Here is a 23,975-nt window from a genome sequence, read left to right as displayed (position 1 = left end):
CAATGAACGATCCATTTTTAGAAAAACTTTGTCAAAACTGCACAGAAAAAGAAATCATTGAAATTAAAAGCTATCTCTCCGAATGGTCAGCCGCAACCTATCTCAGTACTAAGTACAGGACAAAAAATGTAGGGAGTCGAGAAAAAGAGAAAAATTGGGTAGAGAAGGATTAAGAACAAGATGACGAAGATGGTCAAAACCAAGACGAAAAAGACTCTGCGCTAGGCGACCATGTTTCTTGAGGGGAATGGGATGAAGATGATGAATTGCTAGACCAGTTTTGAGAGACCAAGCCAAAGCTAAAGTCAGTAAAGCCAAAAGCTTACGAAGACGCTTGGGGTCAGTAAAGTGAGTAGATTCCAAGCAAAAGCCACGAGTCTTAAAGATGCCAAAAAGGGTTTCAATGCCCCAACGCAGGGCATAATCGTGAATAAGACCTTGGGAATCGGGATGTCCAATGACGATGAGTAGAGAATTATCAGGCAAGCGAAGAGCCTCTACAGAAACAGGATATCCCCAAACCCGACAACTCCCTTGAAGACGTTGAGATTCACTCTTTTGCAAGATGGGCAAAAATGACTTTGGCGGCCAAAAGCTTGCCATTGTGCTCAATCTTGTCCGTAGCCCGAATTCTCAGACAGAAAGCCAGTAGCGGTTCGAGCAGAAGATAGCGAAGCCAAGCCTGACCAATAAACTCACGGTCGCCACATAAACAACGAATCAGGGCGGTGGGAAAAATCTTGAGCATCTCCTCGATAAAACGCATTCGTTCATCACTGTTAGAATTGCCCTTTTTCTTGCTGGGTGCGACCTTTAGTTGATAAAAGCTGTTGTAATCAGGGTTCTACAGGGAACCCATATTGATCAAGTTTTGCCCAAAATTGACTCCATCGTTCCTTGGTCAATACCAAAGCTCGTAGGCTCAAAATAATTCCTGCTCCTTTTTCCTTCCATCGCATCCCTGAACAACATAATCGTTGTTTGACCAACGTCTTACAAGCTGCTTCCGTAACACCTGAACCAATCGGATACTTTTTCTCTAAGTATTCAGCATAATCCATTTGATGCTGATGATTCTCGTAATAAGTAATCGCCGCTTGTAGTTTCTCGGTAAGATTCTTAGAATGACTTTTTTCTTCTTTGACTTCTTTCATCAGATTTAGCAGTTCTCCTGCTTTTCCTTTTTCATGCTTGAGTTCTCGACAATTTTCAGTCAACCATTCTTTTTGTTTTGACACGGTATTCGGATGCAACGCTTCTGCCAAGGCACCTAAGTAACCAGAGGCATGATAGAAATCTAATATCTGTTCTTCCGTTTGCTTTTCTAAAAACTTCCAATTTGATTCTGCCCCGTCTGCTATCCCGACCAATGTTGCCTCTGGATAACGGTTTTTCGCTCGCTCAATTTCTCTTTCTAATCTTTCTAGAAAACTCTTTTTTCCATACTCTGGTGCCGCACCTAGATAGATTGTATGTTGACGTTCGCCTTCACTATCGTATAGGGAAACGGTTCCCACCATTGCTTCACGGTAGCCATCCTCACACATCAGCATACAGGTTCCATCTAATCCTATTCCCACTGTTGCAATTTGGCTATCCTCCTTGGGCGGGGCATAACTCCACGCTTCTTCTTTTGCCTGTACCACACTTCCTACTGCTTCACTCAATCTTTGGATATAGGATAGCGCTACTTTTCTACCATGATTTTCTAATAAATCATTTTTCACCTCTTTGCCTGCCATCCCTGACATTTTTGAGGATACCTGTTTTGCCAATAATGGCGTTGATGTTATGATTATCCTTGCTTCTCTTTCTAAGGGGCAATACGTTTTTCCTCAAAGGTGAACGCTGATATACATGACGATTCACTATAACCTCACCATAAGGTGTTTGATATTCTTTCGGTTGCTCTCCCTTACTCTTCCAGATTTCTTCACCGATTTTTAAGGGTGAACCATCTGTATCTAAATATTTCAAGGCTTCTTTGCTGGCGATGCAACCTACTTCGTTTAAGCCTTTTTGAATATTTATTTCTGTATCCAACATTGAACGACTTAGTTCTAATGTTAGTTCTATTTTTATCTTTGAACCCTCTACATTAATTAGTTTTGCTGTCATCATTGTTTCCTCTTTGTCACTTTTCATCTCATGTTAACACTTTTCTTTTCCTTCATCAACTAAAGGTCACACCCTTCTTGCTAAGCATCCACCACAAGATGGGAATGGCTACTCCTTCATGGACAATGCCGACAGTGAGGATATTATAACCATGACTGCCAAACTCCCAGGTTGTGCGGTCAATACTTAATACCCAAGGTTGAGGGATATCCAGCCAACTGATTACAATACGGGCAATGTGATGGTAATCCAGCTCAAATCCTGAGAAAAAGCGTTGTAAGCGTTTGTAATGAGAATCCACCAATGCCCGACCTTCAAAACCCAGAGCCAATTCTTTAAGGTTAACCGTTTTCACTTTGAGGAGGGCGAGTAAGAACAAGGCTAGGAAGGAGAGTCTGGCACCATGCCATCCCAAATGGGGTTTTAGGGCTTGTTTCAATGCGTTATATTGGTTCATGGGTTTTCTTACATTACGTTCATCTTCCATGAAACCCCTTTCTCGTATACTTTTCAAGCCTTTTGTCCTGTACTTAGATCTCAGTATTGCCCATAATATTCTTGACCATGCTAATCGCAAACAAATTGATCCCCTTAAACTCCTCCGTAAAGCCCGTAACTTCAATAAAAAAAGAGCCACTCGCATTCCACCCAAAGATTATCGGCAAGATCAATCAGCCGTTTATCGCAAAAACAACGAATACCTCATTGTACGCCTTGATCCCTCTGGGATTGAAAAAATAGTCACCTACGGAGTCAACTAAAATGCTCAATACCATCACTGTCAACCCGCTAGAACAAAGCACAAAAAAAATTGTTGATTTATTAACCCTATTAACCCAAGATTATCAACAGGTGTTACAACAAGACAAAAAAACACTATTAGAAAATTTTCCTCCTAATAATAACGAATTTTCTATTCTCGAAGAAATTGACTTATTGACAACCTATCTAAGGGGCTATGCAAGTCAAATAACAATTAATCAACAAATCAAAAATCCTGATCAATCCCTAAAAAATTTACGAGCTATTTGTATCCTCAAAAATCCATCTCTTGCCGAACTTTACTTCACAAAAAATGAACAATTTTCCCTGATTTATCAATATTTACAAAAATTAGATTATTTAAAACTACTACTCATTGATTGGCTAATGCTTCACGAATAACTCTGAATTTAGGCGATCGCCTAACCACCATTTCCAATAAGAATCCAAACATCCAAGAAAAAATCATGTTACAACTACAAATTAAATCTGATTCCTCCGACATTGAAAGTATTCAAAATCTAGTTAAAACGGCCATTGAATCCGAGATTAAAAACTTACAACGTTCTCTCCGCAAAACCAATCAAATACTCCTTAAATTTGAAGAAAAGTATCAAACATCTTCCGACTTTTTTATTGACCATTGGACAGCAGAAGACTTGGAAGGCGGCGACGATGAATATGTCAGTTGGACAGGAGAAATACAAATTAAGCGTAAATTGATCAATGCCTTAGAAAAATTAGAGGCGATTATTTAAACAGTTAATAAAGTAAGTGAGAGCGATCGCCCTTATTTTTTGTTCATCAATGGCAATTGTCCGATCCCTGACGAGTTTGAGTAGAGTTGCTATCATAAAGTCAGAATTGAGTGGCAAACTTGAGGTGGACTTGGAACGATGATAAAAACAAAACTAACAAGCTAAAACATGGTCTTGGTTTCGAGACGGCCAAGCTTGTCTTTAATGATCCTCTAGCGGACAGTCGGCGCGATCCCTTTCCCAATGAAGAACGTTGGCAAACTGTTAGTCTAGCTGGTTACGTTATTATTTTTGTTGTACACACTTCACCTGAATATGAGTCTGAAAATGGCGAAATAATTGGACGAATTATTAGTGCTAGAAAAGCAACTAAATATGAACGGAGAGCTTATGAAGAAGGTCATTTCTGATCTCACCCTCGAACAGCAGCTTGAACTTGAAGCTTTAGCTGCGATGTCGGATGATGAAATTAATACAGACGATATCCCAGAGATTACAGACTGGAGTGATGCTAAACATGGAATGTTTTACCGCCCTGATCAGCAACAAATTACCCTTTGTCTCGATGTTGATCTCATTGACTGGTTTAAACAACATCCCCAAAGTAAGAGTTATCAAACAAACATTAATCAGGCTTTGCGTGAATATATGAATCAACAAAAACAATTATTAAGTTAGCCGAGATCGCCCTTCTTTTTTGTTCATCCCTCAGCAAATCCCTTGACCCGTAACCACAGTGAGAAAAAGCGATCGGGCTACAATAGAGGTGATGTAACTGGAAAAAATTGATTATGACGACAACAAGCAACGGGCAAGGATACCAAGAATGGGAAAGCTCTTTGCCAGGTAAAAAAGAGATTAGTGTCTTTATTTAGGGCTTGCTGAATAAGTCCACAAAACGAACCTAGATGCCACAGGGCGCGAAAAATGGTGACTTCAGAGATCAGTTTCCAGTTTTACCTCACATTTTTCCAGCAAAGTGCATGGATTTTGAGCCTCCAAATGCCATAACCTTGCATCTGATCGTTTGTAAAATGCCTGAAAGTATTGTCTAGCAAGGATTTCATCCTTATTCAGCAAGCCCTATTTATTCGCGCTCCAGATTTAGGCTTTCTGAAACCCTTATACAGTAAGGCTCAATTTTTTATCTTTGACCCAGCGCGAAAGATTCGTGACACTAACGAAAATGGCTGTAAGGCTTACTCTGTAGGACGAACGCTAAAAACCTTTCAGGGTAAGCTGTCCCGCCTTAAGTTGATATCCGTGTAAAGCTCAAGTTTGTTGATCTAATTTTAAAACCGCCATAAAAGCTTCCTGGGGAACATCAACAGTTCCGATCGCCTTCATCCGTTTTTTACCCTTAGCTTGTTTCTGGAGTAACTTTTTCTTGCGGGAAATATCCCCTCCATAACATTTTGCTAAAACATCTTTCCGTAAAGCCGCAATATGTTCACTAGCAATAATCTTTGCCCCGATCGCTGCTTGAATGGGAACCTTAAATTGATGACGAGGAATTAACTCTTTGAGTTTTTCCACCATTGCCCGACCCACATAATAGGCCTTATCCCGATGGGTAATAATCGCCAACGCATCCACTCCATCGCCATTAACCAAAATATCTAATTTAACCAGATTATTTTCCCGATAACCAATTAATTGGTATTCCATACTGGCATAGCCCTTAGTGCGGGATTTTAACTGATCAAAAAAGTCTGTTACCACTTCTGCTAAGGGTAATTCATAAACTAAAGCGGTGCGACTTTTAGTGAAGTAGTGCATATCTTTAAAAACGCCCCGCCGTCCCTGACACAATTCCATCAAAGTCCCTACATAGGTTTCAGGCGTAATCATTTCTACTTTAATGTAGGGTTCTTCAATTTTTGTGCGTTTTTGAATGTCTGGTAAGGCACTGGGATTATCAATTTCGATCACTTCCCCATCTAAAGTGGTAACGCGATAAATGACCGAAGGCGCGGTGGTAATTAGGTCTAAATTATATTCCCGTTCTAAACGTTCCTGGACAATTTCCATGTGCAGCAAACCCAAAAATCCACAACGAAAACCAAAACCCATCGCGCTTGACGTTTCTGGTTCGTAGGACAAAGCCGCATCATTTAATTTTAATTTTTCTAAGGCATCACGCAAGTCGGGATATTGATCGGCATCAATGGGAAATAGCCCACAAAACACCATCGGATTGGCCTCAGTATAACCAGGTAAGGGTTCTGCCGCCGGTTGATTTGCTAGGGTAATGGTATCGCCTACTCGCGCATCGCCTACTGCCTTAATGGCCGCCGCAAAATAACCCACTTCCCCCGCATGGAGTTCTTCCACTTGAATTTGAGTCGGCGATAATATTCCCAATTCATCAATCACATATTCTTTTTCCGAAGCCATTAAACGCACTTTATCGCCTTTTTTAACCCGTCCGTCCATGACCCGAAAATAAACAATCACCCCTCGATAAGCATCATAATAACTATCAAAAATAAGAGCGCGTAGGGGGTGATCAACGGTATCCGGCGGCGGCGGAACTAGATGCACAATGGATTCTAAAATATCGTCAATACCGATACCCGCTTTGGCAGAAGCTTTCACCACCTGGCTACAATCCAAACCAACGAGTTCTTCAATCTCTGCCGCGATTCTTTCGGGTTCGGCACTGGGCAAATCAATTTTATTTAAAACGGGGATAATTTCGAGGTTATTTTCTAACGCTAAATAGACATTGGCGAGGGTTTGGGCTTCTACGCCCTGGGTGGAATCTACTACCAACAAAGCTCCTTCACAGGCAGCTAAAGAACGCGACACTTCGTAAGAAAAGTCAACGTGGCCGGGGGTGTCAATTAGGTTCAAAACATAGTCCTGACCATCCCTGGCTTTGTAGTTCATGCGAGCGGCCTGAAGCTTAATGGTAATGCCCCGCTCCCGTTCCAAGTCCATGTTATCGAGGAACTGCTCTTTCATTTCTCGCTGTTGAACGGTTCCCGTAATTTGCAACATCCGATCCGCCAGGGTAGATTTGCCGTGATCAATGTGGGCAATGATGGAAAAGTTACGAATGCGGGAAACAGGAACGTCGGTCATTTTGGCTGCACAGGTCAGAAATCTTAATCTATTGTAATGGTTTTTACTCCGATCCTTCCATTCTCGTTACGGTGGCAGGCGATCGCGGTTTCGGATTGGGGAAACCCTACGCGACGGATTGACAAAACAAAAATGTTGTGTTACAATTGAGTCTTCAAGTATCAAGGAAGAATATCAACCATGTTCGCAATTACATTTATTCAATTTATTAACTGTTGGAGATTTCTTCGATGTCTCTTCCGACTTTCGATACGCACGGGAATTTACCCGCAGGAATTCATCTGGCCACCTGGCAAGAAGTTAAAGAAATACTGGCTTTCAATCCTCGCCGTCAAGAATTATTGTCTGGCTTAAAACTGGCTTGCGAATCCTTAAAACAGGTTGGCTGTCCCCGCATTTATATCGGTGGAAGTTTTGCTACGAATAAAGAATTCCCAGGCGATTTTGATGTTTGCTGGGCAGATGAGACTGTTGATCTTGAAAAATTAGCAGAAATAGACCCAGTTTTACTCGATTTTAAAAACCAACGCGCCGCCCAAAAAGCCAAATATGGGGGCGAACTATTCCTTGCTAGTGATATTGCTGATCTTCATTTCTTTGAAGATTATTTGGCGTTTTTTCAAAAAGATAAAGTCAGAGGAAATGCCAAAGGAATTATCGCGATTGACCTGTAAGTAAGGAAAAATTTATTCAATGTTTTATAACCTTTATTTTCTAATAGATTCATCATGATCCAAAACGAACGTCAATACCGAATTACGAAAGCCAAGCTCAAAGAGTTTGAAGAGTCGGTTGCTGAATTAAAAAAGCTTGCTCTACCGACTACTCGTAATGAGCAACTCCGCTATAAAGCCCATCTTGATTCAAGAGAAAGTTTTATTGAAGAATTTAAAGAAGAAATTGCTGAATATGAGTCCCTACAAAAAGGGAACGTCGAGCAACTAACCCTAGAATCTTTCCATGAGTTACCCCAAGCCCTAATCAAGGCCCGTATTGTACGAGGCTTAACCCAAGAAAAATTGGCAGAACTTTTGCACGTCAAACCACAGCAGGTACAACGGGATGAAGCAAATCTTTACGCTGGTGCAAGTTTCACCAAATTATTAGAGGTTCAAAAAGCCTTAAATTTAGTGGTTAAACCAGAGATCATTTTTCAATAAAATTTAAGTCGCAATGTACTAAAAAGAGTCAAGATTGGGCAAGCATCCGAAATCAAGATCAGGGGCATCTCTACCAATGCTTAAATCCTAGCTTCTTTGAATGTGCTGTGATCACAATCACATCTGAACCGTGATACATACAGTAGCACCAAACGATGGATTCATAGATAATATAAAGCAGGATTCAAATAAGCGGGGTGTTTGAAAGACACCTGGGTTAGGAATTGATCAGCATTCAATCACTAACCGCTTTTTTTTGCCTATTTTTAACCTGAGTTCGGTTCAGCAGAAGCCAGTAACGCCACCTCTAAGAAAATTGCAGACTTTTGGGGGGACGACAATAAGCAATGAACCTCCACAAATGTTTATTTCAGAATTAACAGGACTGCCATTCTTAACACCATAGTTTTCTCTTGGAAGGCGGCGATCGCGGTTTCAATTGCGTTTCAACTAGGTTTCAGGATACTCCAAATCCCCAAACTGATTACGGTATTGATTTAATAAAGCCTCCAGGCGATCGGCTCGTTGACGCTCTTCTAATAACAAGCTATTTATCTCATTATAGGAATGAAAAGGCGTACCATCAGGACGATAAAGTTTTAACTCCTGCTCCGATTGCTCGAAACGTATTCCTAAACGAGGACTAACCCAATTAAAGATGGTAGGAATATTTTCTAAACTGTCATTATCTCCCCGCAACCATCCCTCTAATTGTTGGCGGTCTGGATCATAAATATAATATTCATCTACGCCGTAACGATCATAAAAAATGAGCTTTTTCTCCATTTCTGTTTTACTATTTGATGGCGATAAAATCTCAAACACAACTTGAGGCGCGATATTATTTTCTTCCCATTGTTTATAGGAACCGCGATCGCCTTTTAGCCTGCCAAATACCACTAAAACATCGGGAGCTGTAACAATATTAGGACGACCTTCCACTGGATACCAAAATAAATCTCCTGCAATAAAAATTTGGGGGTCTTGGGCAAAGAGGCAATCCAAATTTTGTTTAATGACCGTAATCCAGTGAAATTGTTTGGTATTATCAGCCATTGGTTTACCGTCACTTTCAGGGTAATGAATTGTTGTTAATTGAGCGACCATTTGGTTCCTCTCCCTGTTTAGAATTTAGGGGTTAATCTTTTGTTTTTCAATAGCACGAGCAATCAAGGGAGCTTTTTTAGCTAAACCATCTAGGGTTATCTAACCTTGTTCATACATTCTAAACCATTCTTCGCGTTGATGTAGGATTCTTTCATTGTAATCTAAACCTAGATGTTGCAGGGTAAATTGAGCTTTTAGGCGTTGCTCTTTAGGGACTTTATCGGTTAACACTAATTGCAAAGATGGCAATATAATTTCAAACCAAGTATCTTCAACTTCAAAGGGATCAAGTAGGCGATCGTCTAAGTCTTTTTTACTACTATTAATCCAGCCTGCTGCATAGCGATAATTAGACCATTCATAGCTTAAATGACGGTAATTATGACAAGATAGAAAGTGGTCAACTGTGCCAATGGGTTCATACATGACGGAGTAGCCACACAAGTTATTAAAGCCTTTGGCTAAGTCTGCTTTAAAGGGAGACCAGTAATCTCTGGGGCGTTTTGTATCAGGATGCTCTGCCAACCAAGTATTGCCCTTTTGACGACATTTTTGATCAAATTCGGTAGGTTCAGGAATCGGAATAAATTTCTGCATTTAATCTTCGGCCTCCATTCTGACTATCCAACGGGGGAAAAAGGGTCGTGACCAGGTAAGAGTTTAAGCAATTGTTGATGAATCTTTTCTTTTGTGTTTAAGTTTTCTGGAAATTGACTCATATCATCTTTTCTCATCCAGGCTTGGGCGGCTTCGATCGCTTGCTCTGCTTCTTTGGATCGAGCCTGTTTGAGTCCAAAAATTTCTGAAGTTAGCCAACCAATAACATCGCCTTGTTTTGCCCAGGGAATTTCATTTAAGTTGACTTCTTTTTGATTGAGTTCAAATAAAAATAATTTATCTTGTTCTGCATCAAAAATAGGTTCAACGGAAGCTAAGACCAGGGGAGAATGGGTGGTAATAAAGGCTTGAACAGTCATTTTATCCTGTAGTCCTTCAATAACGTTTAAGATTGCAGGAAGGATAGTTCTTTGCCAGCGAGGATGTAAATGGGCTTCGGTTTCATCCATTAAAAAAATTAGTTGATGGGCAGGTTCTTCTTTTAATAATTTTGAGGTGATCAGGTTTTCTGATTGTACCCAAACTAAAATATAGGCTAAACTTAAAATGCGTTTGATTCCAGCCGAAGCATGGGTGACAGGAATCGTTTCATAGGGTAATTTAATGGTGGGAATATCTCTAATATCTATTAAAGAGGTACGGGTCGGTAGGCCAATTTCAATTTGTTCGTCCGTTGCGGAAAGTCGTTTAATGACTTTTGATAGCAAGTTAAAGTTAGTTTGATCAGGTTGATTTTGCCATTTTATCCAATCGTCAATCAATCCATAACAAGTGACTTTATTGCCTTTTCTACGGCCATTCCAAACTTCATCATTAGAAAGATTAAAATATTTATCTCTATAGGGCATATAAACAGAAAAGCCACCGTCAACTCGACTATAAATAACGAGGTTTTCTTGGGATAAGATTTGAGATTTGATTTCTGTATTGTTTTCTTGTTTTTGATGAAAATTTACAGGATTTTTCCCTTGTTGTCCGTTAAGACACCACCAGATAATATCGAGTAAAAAGGTTTTACCGAGTCCATTATCTCCTGTTAAAATATTGAGTCGAGAGGCACAGTCTAGAGTAATTTCAGGAGCGGGGCCAACATTTTTAAGATGAATTGCTTTGAGCATTTTTAAGTAATCCTTATTTTTGATCGCGGTTATTTTAGGATTTTGCCTTGGGGCGTTTTTTTCGTGTTTGTTTGGCGGTGGGGAGTAAGGGAGCCATTAATTTTTCGTAGAGTTCAAAGAGATATTCAATGCGGTTTAATTCACTGGTAAAGGGTTGGGGACGATAACATAAATCAACGGCTTTATCGAGTTTTTGGTGAGCTTTGATTAGATCGGGAGGCATGGTTAAGCGATCGTATAAATTAGCAAGGCTACTGTCAGGATATTTAGCTCTGGTATCCAGCACTGCTTGAGCACAGGTTTCGACGGTTTGTTTTTGTTTATCGGTGAGAGCTTCAGGAAAGGGATAATTGTTATATACAATTGTATTGGAATAACGAAAGCGACTTTCTAAACGTCCGCAAACATATTTAACCCAAGTCATGTGCATTTCAGAAGTTAACAGACCAAAGAGATAAATACTACCACTTGGAATTGCAATACAGGTATCACTAACTATTATATTTCTATTGAAAAAGCCTAGTGGAATATATTTTCTATTTTCTGATGAAACTCTAGGTACTAATACATAATCAGTTGTAGGTTGCCTATCTTCAGTAAATAAGGTTGGGAACTGTGCCCATTTAATTGTTGCAACTTTAGAACTAGCCAAACGCATTTCTTTAACAGCTTCTACTCTTTTTAATAATAAGGGCAACTGCTTCAATTCTTTAGGCTGTATCTCTATTAACCAAAAACACCAGCGTCTTTTATTATTCAGAAACTCATCAGCAGAAATAAAAAGCTTAATGAATTTTTTTCCATCAGGTTCTTGTCGGATATACTGTTCTTTTTCTTCGTCATTCATTAGAAGATTACCACCATCTGTAGGTTGGCTGCCTTTGATCATTTCAGGCACGTTACAAATGGGTTTTATTTTTTTTAAAATGATTAAATCATTTCCTTCTGTTAAATATGGATTAATATTTTTAGCTTTTTTCTCTGTTGCTTCTCCTTTAATATCAGCATAATCAAAAATACGTTTATTCTCAATATCTTGTACGCCAAAACCAATAATCACACAATGAACTGCGGCGTTCCCTTTTGCTTCGTTACTCCAGCTAAAAGTACGATGGGCAAAATGAATTTTAATTTTATAGTTTTTATAAAGCTCTTGCCAAAGAATCCCAACTTGTTCACCCTGAGAAATAGAATTGGTGCTAACTAAAGCGCAACGGATTAAAGTGTTTTGAATAAATTCAGCCGCTTTGATATACCATGCCGTTACATAATCTAAAACCCCTGCTCCTTTGACACCCCCTAAAACATGATTCATGTCAGCCTTTTGAGCAGCATTTTGTAAATGTTTCCCCACAAAGGGGGGATTCCCTAAAATAAAATTGAGCTTCTCCTTTGACACAATCTCTGTCCAATCAATTCGTAACGCATTTCCATTAACAATCTTCGCCGCTTTCTTTAATGGCAAACGCACAAAATACTGGCCAAAAGTATTGCTCACCTTCATATTCATCTGGTGATCAATTAACCACATTGCCACCTCGGCTACCCGTACCGCAAACTCATCGTATTCAATGCCCGCAAACTGATCCACATCCACCTGAATAATTGCACTAACATTTGTCCATAATTGCCCATTTTTATTTAACTCTTTCAAGACTAATATTTCTAAATCCCGTAACTCCCGATAGGTAATAATTAAAAAATTGCCACAGCCACAGGCAGGATCAAGAAAATATAAACTAGCAATCTTTTTATGAAATTCCTGTAACTTATTTTGATTAGACTTAATCTTTTCAAATTCTGCATATAAATCATCCAAAAATAAGGGCTTAATCACCTTTTGAATATTTTTCTCAGAAGTATAATGCGCTCCTAAATTACGCCGCTCCTTCGGATTCATTACAGCTTGAAACATAGAACCAAAAATAGCTGGCGAAATTTGTCCCCAATCAAAAGCACAAGCCTCTAATAACATTTCTCGCATCTTGCTATCAAAAGCCGCGAGGGGTAACGACTCCTCAAATAACTTGCCATTCACATAGGGAAATTGGGTTAAATTTTCATCTAAATTTTTTAATCGCTTTTCCTTTGGTGTATTTAAAACCTGAAAAATGGAAGCAATGTGCATCGCCAAATCACTACCATCCTCTTTTGTATGCAAATCAATGTACTCCCAGAAAATAACCTTATTAAAAATACCAGTATCATCGGCAAACAAACAAAACAATAATCGCACTAGATAAACTTCCAAATCATGCCCCGTATAACCAACTTCCTTGAGGCGATCATGGAATCTTCCCATTAACTCAGCCGCTTTAATATTAACAGGATCGCTATCCTTATAAACCCGTTTTTCATAACCTGCAATAAAATCAAATAAATGAACATTTTGAACAAAATCACTTAACTCAAATTCTGTATAATTATCCGAATCATAATCACACAGTCTAAACCGTTGAAAATCTGACACTAAAATATAGCGAGGTAACTCATGCTTCTTTAAATTAGGAAAATAATCCTTAGCCTGTTGGGTTGCTTTCTCTAAACTTTTACCCCGTGACTTATGCTCAATTAAAATAGTTCCTTTCCATAACAAATCAATAAAACCCTGCTTTTTATCTACTTTTTTTATAGGTTGCTCAAAACTAGCGACCCGTCGTCGTGAAATACCAAACACATTAAAAAACTCATTCCAAAAGGATTGAGACTCCGCTTTTTCGGAACTCTCCCCTTCCCATTCCTTCTGAAAGGCGATCGCCCGACTTTTAATTTCATTCCAACTTAAAGGCATAACTTTAAATTCCTATTTTATCTGTAATAAGGCGATCGCGGTTTCAATTAGGAGATTCCAAATCCCCAAACTGATTACGGTATTGATTTAATAAAGCCTCCAGGCGATCAGCCCTTTCTTTCTCTGATTCAGCCCGTTGTCGTTCGATTTTCGCGCTTTGACGTTCAGATTCAGAGCGTTGTTGTTCTTCCATTAATAAAATATTGACCTCATTAAAGGAATGAAAAGGCGTACCGTCAGGACGATAAAGTATTAAAACTTCCCCCGATTGTTCAAAACGAATACCTAAACGTGGACTAATCCAGTTGTGCATTATGGGAATATTATTTAAAATTTCCTTTTCTGACCTTAACCAACCTTCCAAATGACAGCGATCTGGATCATAAATATAATATTCTTCTACGCCGTAACGATCATAAAAAATGAGCTTTTTCTCCATTTCTGTTTTGCTATTGGATGGTGACAGAATTTCAAACACAACTTGAGGCGCGATATTATTTTCTTCCCATTGTTTATAGGAACCGCGATCGCCTTTTGGTCGGCCAAATACCACTAAAACATCGGGAGCCGTGACAATTTCTGGACGACCTTCTACGGGATACCAAAATAAATCTCCTGCAATAAAAACCTGGGGATCTTGAGCAAAAAGCCAATCTAAATTCTGTTTAATGACCGTAATCCAGTGAAATTGTTTGGTATTATCAGCCATCGGTTTACCGTCACTCTCAGGATAATTAATTGTCGTTAATTGAGCAACCATTTTGTTTTTCTCCCTGTTTAAAATTTAATTGAGCTTTTTGACGTTGATTATTGGGATTTTTATCAGTTAATACCAGCTGATAATTTGATCATGGTAAAACCCGATTCCATTGCCAATAAGGCCCCTCGACGCAAGGGTTTTAAGGGATGAGTAGGACTAGAATGTTCCAGTTTCAGTTGGGAGAGTAAGGTAGCTAAAACTAATTTCATCTCAAATTGAGCGAGGGCTGTGCCAATACAACGACGACTTCCTGCGCCAAAAGGAATGAATTCGTAGGGCGAAAATTGACGTTCTAAAAAGCGATCAGGTTTAAATTTTTCAGGTTCGGGATAAATATCAGGACGACGATGGTTAAGATAAATTGAACCGATGACAACGGTGTCAGCTTCAAGGTCATAACCGCCAAGGGAAACGGGCTGATTAGCCTGTCGTGCAAAGGTCAGCATTCCCACAGGATAAAGCCGTAACGTTTCATTACAAATAGCAGTCAGATAGGGCAATTTAAAAGTTGTTATGGGGTCTGGGTTGGGCCCAAGGTTTCCCAGTTCTACCATCAGTTGTTGATAGACATCGGGATGTTGGTGAATTAGATATAATGCCCAACTTAAAGCGGTGGCGGTGGTTTCATGCCCTGCAAATAAGAGCGTCATTAATTCATCACGAAGTTCAACATCGCTGAGGCTTTCTCCTGCATCATCGGTGGCAGTTAGCAATAAATTTAAAATATCAATACGATCGCTGTCAGGATTGGCGCGGCGATCGCGGATTTCAGCATAGATTAGGTCATCACAGTATTTTTGTTGAGCCATAATGCGGCCCCAGGGACTCCATTTTCCCCAGTCTTTTTGTAAAAAGGGTAGAAAGATAAAGGTTGATCCAAAACCCTTAGCGGTCATTTCAAAGCGTTTAACCAAAGCCGTTTTTAATTTTTCTAGGCGATCGCCTTCTTGCAAACCAAAGACTGCTTTTAAAATGACACGGAGCGTAATTTCCTGCATGGATTCACGCACATCAAACGGCTGACCAGCTTGCCAGGTTGCCATCACCTGTTCTGTGATTTCCTGGATGATCTGTCCATAGCTAAATAGGCGATCGCCGTGAAAAGGCGGCATTAAAAGTTTGCGTCGTTGTTGATGTTCAGGATCGCTCAATAAAATCAAAGAATTAGACCCCAACAAGGGACGAGCCACCTCATTTAATGTCCCTGGAGCGGTAAAAGCGGAACCTGTCAAGATTTCCTGTAAACCCTGGGGACTACTGACCATAACACAAGGTTTACCCGTAAAGTAACCCCTAAACATAGCCCCAAACTCTCTGCCATTGCGATCCATGTACTCTAACGGATCACGCAACCATTGAAGCAATTGCACAAAAGGATGGGTTTTCGGGCCAGTGAGGACGGACATGAGAGACTCCCCCAAAACAGAGAAAAAGGTTAATACAGTTTAAAACCTTTATCTTATCGGTTCTCTTCTTGTCTGTGTGTAACGTTATGTTACGAGTTAAAACAAGTTAACAATTTAAGCTGTAGATGCTCAAAATTAGCAAATCCATATTTTGTTGCTTCAGCGATCAACCAAGTTGTTAAGAATCGTAAAGTTTTCTTGAGGTCAGACTTTCAGTGCTATCAAATTTGAAATTTGGACTTGCTGTCCATCGAGTCGAAAATTGAGGGGGATTTTAGCTAAGATTATCAATACGTATAAATAATTTCCAAATTAATGTCTGAACCGAACAAAAGTTTAAATCTAACGATGTTTAGAACCCTGCGCCATCGTCAGTTTCTCTGGATGTGGGGTGCTAATCTATTTTCTAATTTTGGGACATCAACCTATGTTTTAGCCATTAATTGGATTGCGGTTAAAGAACATGGTGGGATTGGTTTAGGGGCAATTACCCTCGCCTATGGTTTATCTCAATTTATTTTTCAATTATTTGGAGGGGTCGTTAGCGATCGCTTTAATCGAAAAGTGGTATTTGTGATTACCGAAAGTTCAGCCTTGATTTTGGCTGTGATTTTAGCCCTATTTGCAACAGACAAATTTTTCCCAATCTGGTTTCTTGCTCTCATGAATGGCCTAAATGGCGCGATCTCTGCTTTTGACACCCCAGCCCGTACCACGCTCATTAATGAGTTAGTCCCAGGGGAAGATTTAGTTCAAGCCCAGCAACTCTATGGGTTGGCGGCTAATACAACTTCTATTTTAGGGCCAGCCCTGGGAGGATTATTGTTAAGTTTGGGAGATACGGCGATCGCCTTTTGGTTTAACGCCTTCAGTTTTATTCCCGTGTTAATCAGTTTATTTTTTATCCATGCCCATCCCAGAGCCAAATCGCATCAAGGCCCTTCTATCCCGATGCTCACAAGTATTGTTGAAGGTCTTGGTTATGTTCGTCAGAATGAACAGGTTCGTACCCTAATTTTGTTGATGAGTATTGTCATGATTTTAGGGATGCCCTACCAAACCCTATTACCGATGTTTGCTCATAAAGTTCTCCATGCGGGATCGTCAGAATTTGCGGCTCTCTCTTCTGCGGTCGGTTTAGGCGGTTTTCTCGGCACGTTAATGACAACTAATTTAGGCAATAATCCCCAATCAGGACGATGGCTTTTTTATACCAGTCTGATGTTTGGCCTATTTATCTTTTTGTTTGTTGAATCCCCAGTCATTCATTGGGCCGCTTTGTCTGTTTGTTTGGCTGGAGCCTGTAGCGCGATTACCCTTAATCTAGATTCGGGTTTAATTCAATCTTTTTCTCCTGAAACCTTTCGCGGTAGAATGACCAGTATTTCCGGTTTAAACAAAGGAGCTTTGTCCATTAGTGCAGCTTTGGCAGGCTATGCTTCTCATTATTTTGGCATGGTTTCTATTCAAATTATTTTCATTATTTTAATGGTGGTTAGTTTGCTCTGGCTAAGCCCTCATTTAAGTAAAATTAATCAAGCGACGCTAGTAGCAGAGTAAGATTCAGCGATGACTTTTAACTACGATTTAGTGATTCTAGGAGCCACCTTAGAAGGCATCTACGCAGCCCAAGCAGCGATTCAATTTCCCGACAAACGGATTGCCTTAGTAACCCAGGGATTCTCACCCCAAGCAGCGATCGCGGCCTCCTCTTTTCGTCGGTATTTTTCGTTATTGAGTGGCTCAGATATCATTTATCAAACTGCGATGGTAGAGGAAAATTTATCTCTATTAGCTGCCCAGGGAGTGGATATTATTCAAGCTCAGGGAATTTTTACCCAAACGCCAAGTCTTGTTTTAGAAGTGGAGAATCGATACTTGCGATCGCGAGCCTACTTATTAGCAATGGGATCGGAACCTGATTTTTCGGAGCTATCACAATTTTCTCAAACTACTTTTCCCAAACCGATTTGGACAGCGCAAACTCTAGACAATAGTACGGATTGGCAAGAGGGGAATGATTGGGTCATTATCGGGGCAAAACCGTTAGGAATTGAATTGGCCCATCATTTAGCCACTTTAGAAAAAAAAGTAACTTTGAGCACTCGTAATTCCCATCTTTTGCCCCAGGAGGATCGCGAATCTGCTCATTTTTTACAGTCATCGTTAGAGGCGATCGGCGTTAAAATTTTGCTCAAAACCGATGTGCAAGCCATTCAATCCCAAACAGCACAATTTCAGATGGAAATTCGAGATCATTTTTTAGAACAGGATTTCCTATTAAATAATATTGATCATATTTTCTGGGCGCAGAAAAACAAAGTAAATTTAGGCGGCTTAAATTTAGCAGAGATCGGTGTTCAGTTTAACAAAAATCGTCTGGTTGTTAATCCCCAATTGCAAACTCATTGTCCTGAAATTTATGCCATTGGATCAGCGATCGCCGGTTATGATCTGCCCAGTTTAGCTCAATATGAAGCTCGTCTTGTGCTGCAAAATACGCTGGTGGGAAAACAAGCGGCTGTTAACTATTATCCCATTCCTGTTTGTTTGACCGAGGCTCCTCAATTTGCCAGGGTGGGTTTAACCGAAGCCCAGGCGCAAGGGTTTTATGGTAATCAGTATCAAGTCAAGCGATCGCGTTTTTCTACGTTTTCTGCTCAATCAAAAAGTCAACCGTCAGGATTTTGTAAGCTCATTTTAGATCCTCAGCAACAAATTATTGGCACTCATCTTATTGGTGATCACGCCAAAGCTTGGATCAATGTCTTTGCTTTAGTGATCGCCCAAAAACTTCGTCTCAATGATCTGCAAAATCTCAATTTACCTGGGTTAGAATTAACGTAATTCAGGACATTTCCAAATTAAAAGCCTTTTTCTTCATCAATTGCAGAATATTATAAAAACCATTGGCACGGGAAGGAGTCAGACTGACTTTTAAACCCGTTTCTTCAATAAAATCAGGACTAACTTGCATAATCTCTTCCGGTGATAACCCATTCAAACCTTGAATCAATAGAGCCACTAAGCCCTTCACCAATTGAGCATCGGAATCACCCTGATACCAAACTTTACCATCCTTAAGATTGGCAGTGATAAAGACTTGAGAAACACAGCCCTGTACTTTATTTTCAGGGATTTTAGCTTCTTCTGGCATAGCTTCTAACTTTTTGGCATACCAGAGCAGTTGTTCATAACGTTTTTTGGGATCGCTATGACGTTTAAAGCGTTCAACAATTTTGTCAAGGTTGGGGGGGAAAGACATCGGAGACATAAATACAATGGGTAAAAATTACCAGAGAGATATCATATTACAGGCAATGGCGCGGTCACGTCTGGGAAAATCAAACTTCTTTGGGGCTGGAGATTAATGGTTAAGTTGTTTTTTCGCTTGCTGCCAAAGGTTTTCCAGTTCTGCCAAGCTATAGGTGTCTAGGGGGCGATCGCTATAGTTTTCCATTAAAGTAAGACGCTGAATAAAACGTTGATGGGTTCCCTGAAGAGCTTCAGAAGGATCAAGATCATACCAACGAGCCAGGTTAATGACGGTGAAGAGTAAATCCCCCAATTCGGCTTGCTGATGGGCTTGATCATCGGTTTGTAAAGCAGCCCGAAATTCAGCTAATTCTTCTTCAAATTTGTCCCAAACCCCCGCAATATTTTCCCATTCAAAACCCACGGCTGCCGCTTTTTTGGCAATTTTAGTTCCCGCCAGGAGAGGAGGCAAGGTTTGGTTATAGCGTTCTAATTTTAAACTGAGGCGTTTTTGAGTATCAGCATCTAAGCCTTTTTCTGTGGCTTTAATTTTTTCCCAATTTTCTCGTACCATTTCTACATTTTCCACCGTTACATCTCCAAATACATGGGGATGGCGACGAATGAGTTTTTCCGTAATTCCTTGTGCCACTTCCTGTAGGCTAAAATAGTCGTTATCTTGGGCAATTTGTGCCTGTAAAATCACCTGTAAGAGTAAATCTCCTAATTCCTCAGCGATCGCTTTTTGATCCCCTGTTTTAATGGCATGAACAACTTCATAGGCTTCTTCGATCACGTAGGGAATTAAGCTCTCTTGAGTTTGGGCTAAATCCCAGGGACAACCACCATCCGGCGATCGCAGTTTAGCGACCACTTGAATCAGATGATCGAGGGATTGTAAAATGGCCTGACTAGGGTTAGAAGACATGATAGTTGATAGGGAATAGTTGATAGGGAATAGTTGATAGGGAACAGTTGGGGATAAAAAATTTAAGGGTTAGGAACTTCTAAGTTTAAGGTTAATTGATAAAGTTGACGGCGGGGTAATTGGGTGAGTTCAGCTAAATGACGGCTGGCTTGGGAGCGACTCATTCCCTGGGCAATTAATTGGGCCAATTCTGCTTTCAAAACCGACTCTGAAGGTGGAAGATTCTCATTTTCAGGTTGACCCGCTACAACTAAGGTAAATTCTCCCTTAGGTTGCATGGTATTTTGATAATAATCAACCGCTTCTCCTAGATTACCATACCAAAATTCTTCGTGAAATTTCGTCAATTCTCGACCTGTCACTACCGAACGATTTGTTCCTAGGATTAGTTTTAAATCTATTAATGTTTCTAGCAAACGATGGGGAGCTTCATAAAATAATAAGGTACGAGGTTCTGTCGCTAATTTTTCCAGGCGATCGCCTCTTTCTTTTCCTTTTGTGGGCAAAAATCCTTCAAAAATAAAGCGATCTGTTGGTAAGCCAGAAGCCACTAGAGCCGTAATTAAAGCTGTCACCCCCGGAATGGGAATCACTTCAATTTGTTTGCCTAAACAGGCTTGCACTAATTCATAGCCCGGATCGGAAATACCAGGCATTCCTGCGTCACTGACCAAAGCTAAGTCTTGTCCCTGGGCTAGGTAATCTAACAGGGTTTCTAGGCGAGATTGATGACTGTGATCATGATAACTAATTTGAGGGGTTTTAATTTGAAAATGTTGTAATAATTTGCCCGTATGTCGAGTATCTTCTGCCGCAATCAGATCCACCTGATTTAAGGTCTTAATAGCTCGAAAGGTCATATCTTCTAAATTACCAATGGGAGTGCCGACGAGATAGAGTTTGCCTGATGACATGAATAAAGATAAAGTTAATAATTAAAATTTTAAGGTTATCAAGAGCTTTTTAAAAACGAAGTTCATTATCCATCAGAGATAGATTACTAATGAATATAGCCAAAAGGACGCGCTAACGGTTCGCCAATAAATACGCCTTGACCTGGCCAAGCAACACTTTTCCAGTAACTTTCTAGTAGGGTACTACCATTCAAATAGGATTGAATCAAAATAGCAGGATAGGGAAATTTTTGCGGAAAATTACAGGGTTCTACTACTGCCCCATAACTTCCCGTTGCTCCAGCTTCTAACCATCGTAAACTACTCATTTGACTACTATCGGTAAGTTGTCCGCCTAAGGAGGTTAAATGATCGGCGATCGCGCCTGGACGAAAGCGCAGGGTATTTAATTTTTCGACTTGTGCTAACCCAGTAAAGTAAAACATCACATCGGTTTTATTCTCCAGCACATCACCTTTAATCTCTTTAATATCAAATTGAAAAGGCATTGAGTTAGTAATGAAACGATAAAATTGCGATCGCACATTACGAGCTTTATCTGTTGTATTGAGAAGGTAGGCTGTTCCGGTGGGAAAAGTTTCATCCGCCGCCACACCGCGATCAATTAATTGTTTTGCCTGTTCAAAATTGGTGGCCGCTAACATGATGGTTGGGCGGATTTTTAAGTGTTTGTAAGGATGAATCGTTTCTTGATTAAAAAAAGGATTGACAGCCGTTGGATTGCAGCCATTAGCACAAAAAGCCGGATTAAACCCAAAGGCAAAAGCACTGGTAATGGACATACAACCGACTCGATAGGGAGCCGCCCAGGTTAAGGCATAACCTTCAACCATGCTAGGAGTTTGGGCATCAACTGCCGCCTTTAATTCCTTAAATGTTTCTGGTGTTAGAGCCGTTTGTTGAGGCGGAAAGGAAATTTTAATAATATTACGAGCAGCAATACGACGTTTTCTTTGATAATATTCTCCAATTTGCACACTAAGCGGATCGGCTTCATTGACAATAACGGCCAAATTTTTAGCGGTAAATTGAGTAGGAGGAGAAACTTGGCGGCTAATCCAATCGCAACCGCTTAAGTTAAGCAAACAAAAACCTAGTAAGGGAATTTTGAGAAAATCATCTAACATAACATCTGCTTAAGCCCTATTTTTGTCTAACACATAAGCAAGGGAATTAAGCCCCTTTTTATATACTTTAAACGGTCATAGTTTGAATTTATCGAACTCTTAAAGTTCAGGGTCAAGTCCCCCTTTTTAAGGGGGATTTAGGGGGATCAGACCGTTTTAATGAAAATCGTAAATTGTAGCCGTTTGAAGTATAACGCTTTCAGAACAGGTCACGATGCAATCTAAATGCACGACAGCTTAATATTCCCTTGTTCAAGCACCTCAATTCTAGAGAGCCAGGAAATTTATTTAGTGTGATGATTATGGCCATGGCTGGGACAGGGGGGAGCAGAAATGGAGCGATCTAACCAACCCTCAGCTTGTTTAATATGGTTGAGAGCTTCTTCAGGGTGATCATTCAGTAAATAGACGATCGCCGCCGCTAGATCTTGACTGGCTTGGGCTTTACGGTTGGCTTTGAGTCGATGCCAATCCTGGGGAGAAATAACTAAACGTTCGGCGAGGGCTTGGGCTAGAGCAAGGGTGCTCAGATCGGTGGCAATGGCGGTGGGAAGAGGCATGGGTTTTAAGAGGGAAAAGGGTTAATCTTGGGGAGACTGGGAGGTGGGGGGAGAGGGAGACTGGGGAGATGGGGCTGGATTGGGTTGAGAGCTATCGACTTTGCGCCAATCCTGGAGTGATCGCTGGATGAGATCTTGAAAGGTTCTGGAGACTAAACGGATTTTTACTTGGGCGGTTGGTGGATCGGGAGGATCAACAATTGCATAGAGGGAATCACCTTTAAAATCAGCATTACCGAGCAGCAGATAATGGGTTTTGCCATTCTTGAGTTGAATGATCAGTTTGCCTTGAGGTTGCACTAAACCATATTCCTGCAATTTCTTGGCATCAGTTGTGAAATCGCGATCGCTTTGACTATCCACTAACAGATTACTCAAAAAACTGACAGCCGGTTCACTAACTTCCACGGGTGTTGGTTGATCCATTTTCCAGGTCGGTTTAGCTTCGGAACCTCGGTACAGTTTTAAAATTTGGCCTTTATGCTCAATGGCGATCGCCTGAATAGTATCGGGAGTAAAATCAAAATGCTTCGTCGTTGTCGCGATCGGTGGCGGAGTAGCATTCCGTTGCATCTCCTGAAACGTAACTCCCCCTGCCAGCAAAATTGCCATACCGCCTAGGATTAAAGTCGTTTTGGGCAATTTGAACATTCAATCTCCTTATCCTTTGACTTACTTTTCTACCCGTAGGCGTTGAGTCACCAAGGTAACACCATCAGCACTGACAAGCAGGGCAGATAGCCAACGATCTTCCGGTTTAGCCGGAGCCTTGGCCCGTTTAAATAAACCGCCGGATTGCAACAGTTCTAAATTGAGATTAACGGGATTGAGATAACTGGCTTTGTCAATATCCTGGGTAAAAGCTGTTCCTGCCAATAAATTATTGCCAATCGATTCACGCAAGATAATATCAAAATCAAATTCCTGATTCGGTCTAACCATTTCGGGTAAACGCACATCGACTTCGGGCGGATTCGCGCCAGAGGTCAGGGTCATTTTCTCGCTGAGGATCTCCTGCCGCAGTAGTTTATCTCCCTGAAACACTTGACGGGATTCTACTACGCCCCGAAATTTAGCGGGCATTCCCTGCCATTGGCTAGTCGCTTCCATTTTGGTCACGGTTTGGGCCACCAGTGTATCACCATCTTTTTCCCAGGACTTTAATTGGGTACTATATTTCAGATCAGGATAACGTTTCCACAGGGATTGTAGGGCCGCCTCAAAAGTTGGGTAGTCGATGCTATCACTGGTGGTAAAGTTGGGGCTATACAGTTGTTTTAACTGCTCAAGATTGTGTTGATTGGCAGTCGCATCAATTTTGCTAATAGCGGTAGTTAACTGAGGGGGAGCACTACTGGGTTCAGCCGCTTGTAAACGATGGGCCACCGTCAAGGTTATACCGAAACTTAACAAAAAAGCCAGCGATCGCTTTCTCATGTGAGGAAAAGACAAGGCGAGGCTGCCCGAAAACTGAAGTGGTATCATGAAAAGTGATGTTGAGTAACA

General features: G+C 40.6%; 23 protein-coding genes and 3 pseudogenes. 9 read left to right on the top strand and 17 right to left on the bottom strand.

Annotated elements, in window-relative coordinates:
* Positions 1-108: 108 nt before the first annotated feature.
* From KA717_33720 to KA717_33710, 3 pseudogenes are all read right to left on the bottom strand, one after another.
* Positions 109-799, bottom strand: a pseudogene (locus tag KA717_33720) (IS4 family transposase).
* Between the two features lie 37 nt (positions 800-836).
* A pseudogene (locus KA717_33715) lies at positions 837-2,118 on the bottom strand (ISKra4 family transposase).
* A 58-nt stretch (positions 2,119-2,176) separates the two neighbouring features.
* A pseudogene (locus KA717_33710) lies at positions 2,177-2,575 on the bottom strand (IS4 family transposase).
* Between the two features lie 28 nt (positions 2,576-2,603).
* Here KA717_33710 and KA717_33705 point away from each other — a divergent pair.
* From KA717_33705 to KA717_33685, 5 genes are all read left to right on the top strand, one after another.
* On the top strand, positions 2,604-2,879 hold the full coding sequence (locus tag KA717_33705) for a hypothetical protein (protein ID UXE60454.1): 276 nt from the start codon (positions 2,604-2,606) through the stop codon (positions 2,877-2,879).
* Between the two features lies 1 nt (position 2,880).
* Positions 2,881-3,282: a hypothetical protein gene (locus KA717_33700; GenBank protein UXE60453.1), complete on the top strand. Its 402-nt coding sequence runs from the start codon at positions 2,881-2,883 to the stop codon at positions 3,280-3,282.
* Complete coding sequence (locus KA717_33695) at positions 3,261-3,638, top strand: hypothetical protein (protein ID UXE60452.1); 378 nt, start codon at positions 3,261-3,263, stop codon at positions 3,636-3,638. The genes KA717_33700 and KA717_33695 overlap by 22 nt, the downstream gene beginning before the upstream one ends.
* A gap of 110 nt (positions 3,639-3,748) precedes the next feature.
* Positions 3,749-4,048, top strand: coding sequence for a BrnT family toxin (locus tag KA717_33690; GenBank protein UXE60451.1), 300 nt, complete (start codon positions 3,749-3,751; stop codon positions 4,046-4,048).
* The gene (locus tag KA717_33685; GenBank protein UXE60450.1) at positions 3,993-4,316 is read left to right on the top strand and encodes a BrnA antitoxin family protein; all 324 of its coding nucleotides are present in this window, start codon (positions 3,993-3,995) and stop codon (positions 4,314-4,316) included. Before KA717_33690 ends, KA717_33685 begins: the two co-directional genes overlap by 56 nt.
* A gap of 594 nt (positions 4,317-4,910) precedes the next feature.
* Here the strand turns inward: KA717_33685 and lepA are convergent.
* Complete coding sequence (lepA, locus tag KA717_33680) at positions 4,911-6,725, bottom strand: translation elongation factor 4 (protein UXE60449.1); 1,815 nt, start codon at positions 6,723-6,725, stop codon at positions 4,911-4,913.
* Between the two features lie 230 nt (positions 6,726-6,955).
* On the opposite strand from lepA, the gene KA717_33675 reads away from it, so the two are divergent.
* Positions 6,956-7,399: a hypothetical protein gene (locus KA717_33675; GenBank protein UXE60448.1), complete on the top strand. Its 444-nt coding sequence runs from the start codon at positions 6,956-6,958 to the stop codon at positions 7,397-7,399.
* 54 nt (positions 7,400-7,453) lie between these two features.
* Positions 7,454-7,885, top strand: coding sequence for a helix-turn-helix domain-containing protein (locus tag KA717_33670; GenBank protein UXE60447.1), 432 nt, complete (start codon positions 7,454-7,456; stop codon positions 7,883-7,885).
* A 450-nt stretch (positions 7,886-8,335) separates the two neighbouring features.
* Here the strand turns inward: KA717_33670 and KA717_33665 are convergent, their stop codons facing one another.
* From KA717_33665 to KA717_33640, 6 genes are all read right to left on the bottom strand, one after another.
* On the bottom strand, positions 8,336-8,992 hold the full coding sequence (locus KA717_33665) for a Uma2 family endonuclease (GenBank protein ID UXE60446.1): 657 nt from the start codon (positions 8,990-8,992) through the stop codon (positions 8,336-8,338).
* 99 nt (positions 8,993-9,091) lie between these two features.
* Positions 9,092-9,589, bottom strand: coding sequence for a hypothetical protein (locus tag KA717_33660; protein ID UXE60445.1), 498 nt, complete (start codon positions 9,587-9,589; stop codon positions 9,092-9,094).
* Between the two features lie 23 nt (positions 9,590-9,612).
* Positions 9,613-10,728 (bottom strand): AAA family ATPase, encoded by a 1,116-nt coding sequence (locus tag KA717_33655; protein UXE60444.1) that lies wholly within the window; start codon positions 10,726-10,728, stop codon positions 9,613-9,615.
* Between the two features lie 34 nt (positions 10,729-10,762).
* The gene (locus KA717_33650; protein ID UXE60443.1) at positions 10,763-13,519 is read right to left on the bottom strand and encodes a class I SAM-dependent DNA methyltransferase; all 2,757 of its coding nucleotides are present in this window, start codon (positions 13,517-13,519) and stop codon (positions 10,763-10,765) included.
* 43 nt (positions 13,520-13,562) lie between these two features.
* The gene (locus KA717_33645) at positions 13,563-14,279 is read right to left on the bottom strand and encodes a Uma2 family endonuclease (protein ID UXE60442.1); all 717 of its coding nucleotides are present in this window, start codon (positions 14,277-14,279) and stop codon (positions 13,563-13,565) included.
* Between the two features lie 62 nt (positions 14,280-14,341).
* Positions 14,342-15,685: a cytochrome P450 gene (locus KA717_33640; GenBank protein UXE60441.1), complete on the bottom strand. Its 1,344-nt coding sequence runs from the start codon at positions 15,683-15,685 to the stop codon at positions 14,342-14,344.
* A gap of 315 nt (positions 15,686-16,000) precedes the next feature.
* On the opposite strand from KA717_33640, the gene KA717_33635 reads away from it, so the two are divergent.
* Together KA717_33635 and KA717_33630 are read left to right on the top strand one after the other, a co-directional pair.
* A complete protein-coding gene (locus KA717_33635) occupies positions 16,001-17,245 on the top strand; it encodes an MFS transporter (GenBank protein ID UXE60440.1) in 1,245 nt (414 codons plus the stop codon).
* 9 nt (positions 17,246-17,254) lie between these two features.
* Positions 17,255-18,532: an FAD-dependent oxidoreductase gene (locus tag KA717_33630; protein ID UXE60439.1), complete on the top strand. Its 1,278-nt coding sequence runs from the start codon at positions 17,255-17,257 to the stop codon at positions 18,530-18,532.
* A 1-nt stretch (position 18,533) separates the two neighbouring features.
* On the opposite strand, the gene KA717_33625 is transcribed toward KA717_33630, so the two are convergent.
* The 7 genes from KA717_33625 to KA717_33595 all read right to left on the bottom strand — a co-directional run bounded on the left by KA717_33625 (position 18,534) and on the right by KA717_33595 (position 23,954).
* Positions 18,534-18,959 carry a SufE family protein gene (locus tag KA717_33625; GenBank protein ID UXE60438.1) on the bottom strand — a complete coding sequence of 142 codons (426 nt, stop codon included), beginning with the start codon at positions 18,957-18,959 and terminating at the stop codon, positions 18,534-18,536.
* A 93-nt stretch (positions 18,960-19,052) separates the two neighbouring features.
* Complete coding sequence (gene mazG, locus KA717_33620) at positions 19,053-19,868, bottom strand: nucleoside triphosphate pyrophosphohydrolase (protein ID UXE60437.1); 816 nt, start codon at positions 19,866-19,868, stop codon at positions 19,053-19,055.
* Positions 19,869-19,930: 62 nt separating this feature from the next.
* On the bottom strand, positions 19,931-20,782 hold the full coding sequence (gene rsmI / locus KA717_33615; protein UXE60436.1) for a 16S rRNA (cytidine(1402)-2'-O)-methyltransferase: 852 nt from the start codon (positions 20,780-20,782) through the stop codon (positions 19,931-19,933).
* Positions 20,783-20,868: 86 nt separating this feature from the next.
* Positions 20,869-21,909 carry a TIGR03790 family protein gene (locus KA717_33610; protein ID UXE60435.1) on the bottom strand — a complete coding sequence of 347 codons (1,041 nt, stop codon included), beginning with the start codon at positions 21,907-21,909 and terminating at the stop codon, positions 20,869-20,871.
* A gap of 284 nt (positions 21,910-22,193) precedes the next feature.
* Positions 22,194-22,469: a DUF6439 family protein gene (locus KA717_33605; GenBank protein ID UXE60434.1), complete on the bottom strand. Its 276-nt coding sequence runs from the start codon at positions 22,467-22,469 to the stop codon at positions 22,194-22,196.
* A gap of 21 nt (positions 22,470-22,490) precedes the next feature.
* Entirely contained in the window at positions 22,491-23,111 is a 621-nt protein-coding gene (locus KA717_33600; GenBank protein ID UXE60433.1) for a DUF4340 domain-containing protein, read from the bottom strand.
* Positions 23,112-23,141: 30 nt separating this feature from the next.
* Positions 23,142-23,954, bottom strand: coding sequence for a hypothetical protein (locus KA717_33595; GenBank protein UXE60432.1), 813 nt, complete (start codon positions 23,952-23,954; stop codon positions 23,142-23,144).
* Between the last annotated feature and the right edge of the window lie 21 nt (positions 23,955-23,975).

Origin of the sequence: Woronichinia naegeliana WA131, assembly GCA_025370055.1 — a bacterium.
Taxonomy (GTDB): domain Bacteria; phylum Cyanobacteriota; class Cyanobacteriia; order Cyanobacteriales; family Microcystaceae; genus Woronichinia; species Woronichinia naegeliana.
The sequence above is the reverse complement of the archived record's forward strand: the minus strand, read 5'-3'. Positions and strand labels throughout refer to the sequence as shown.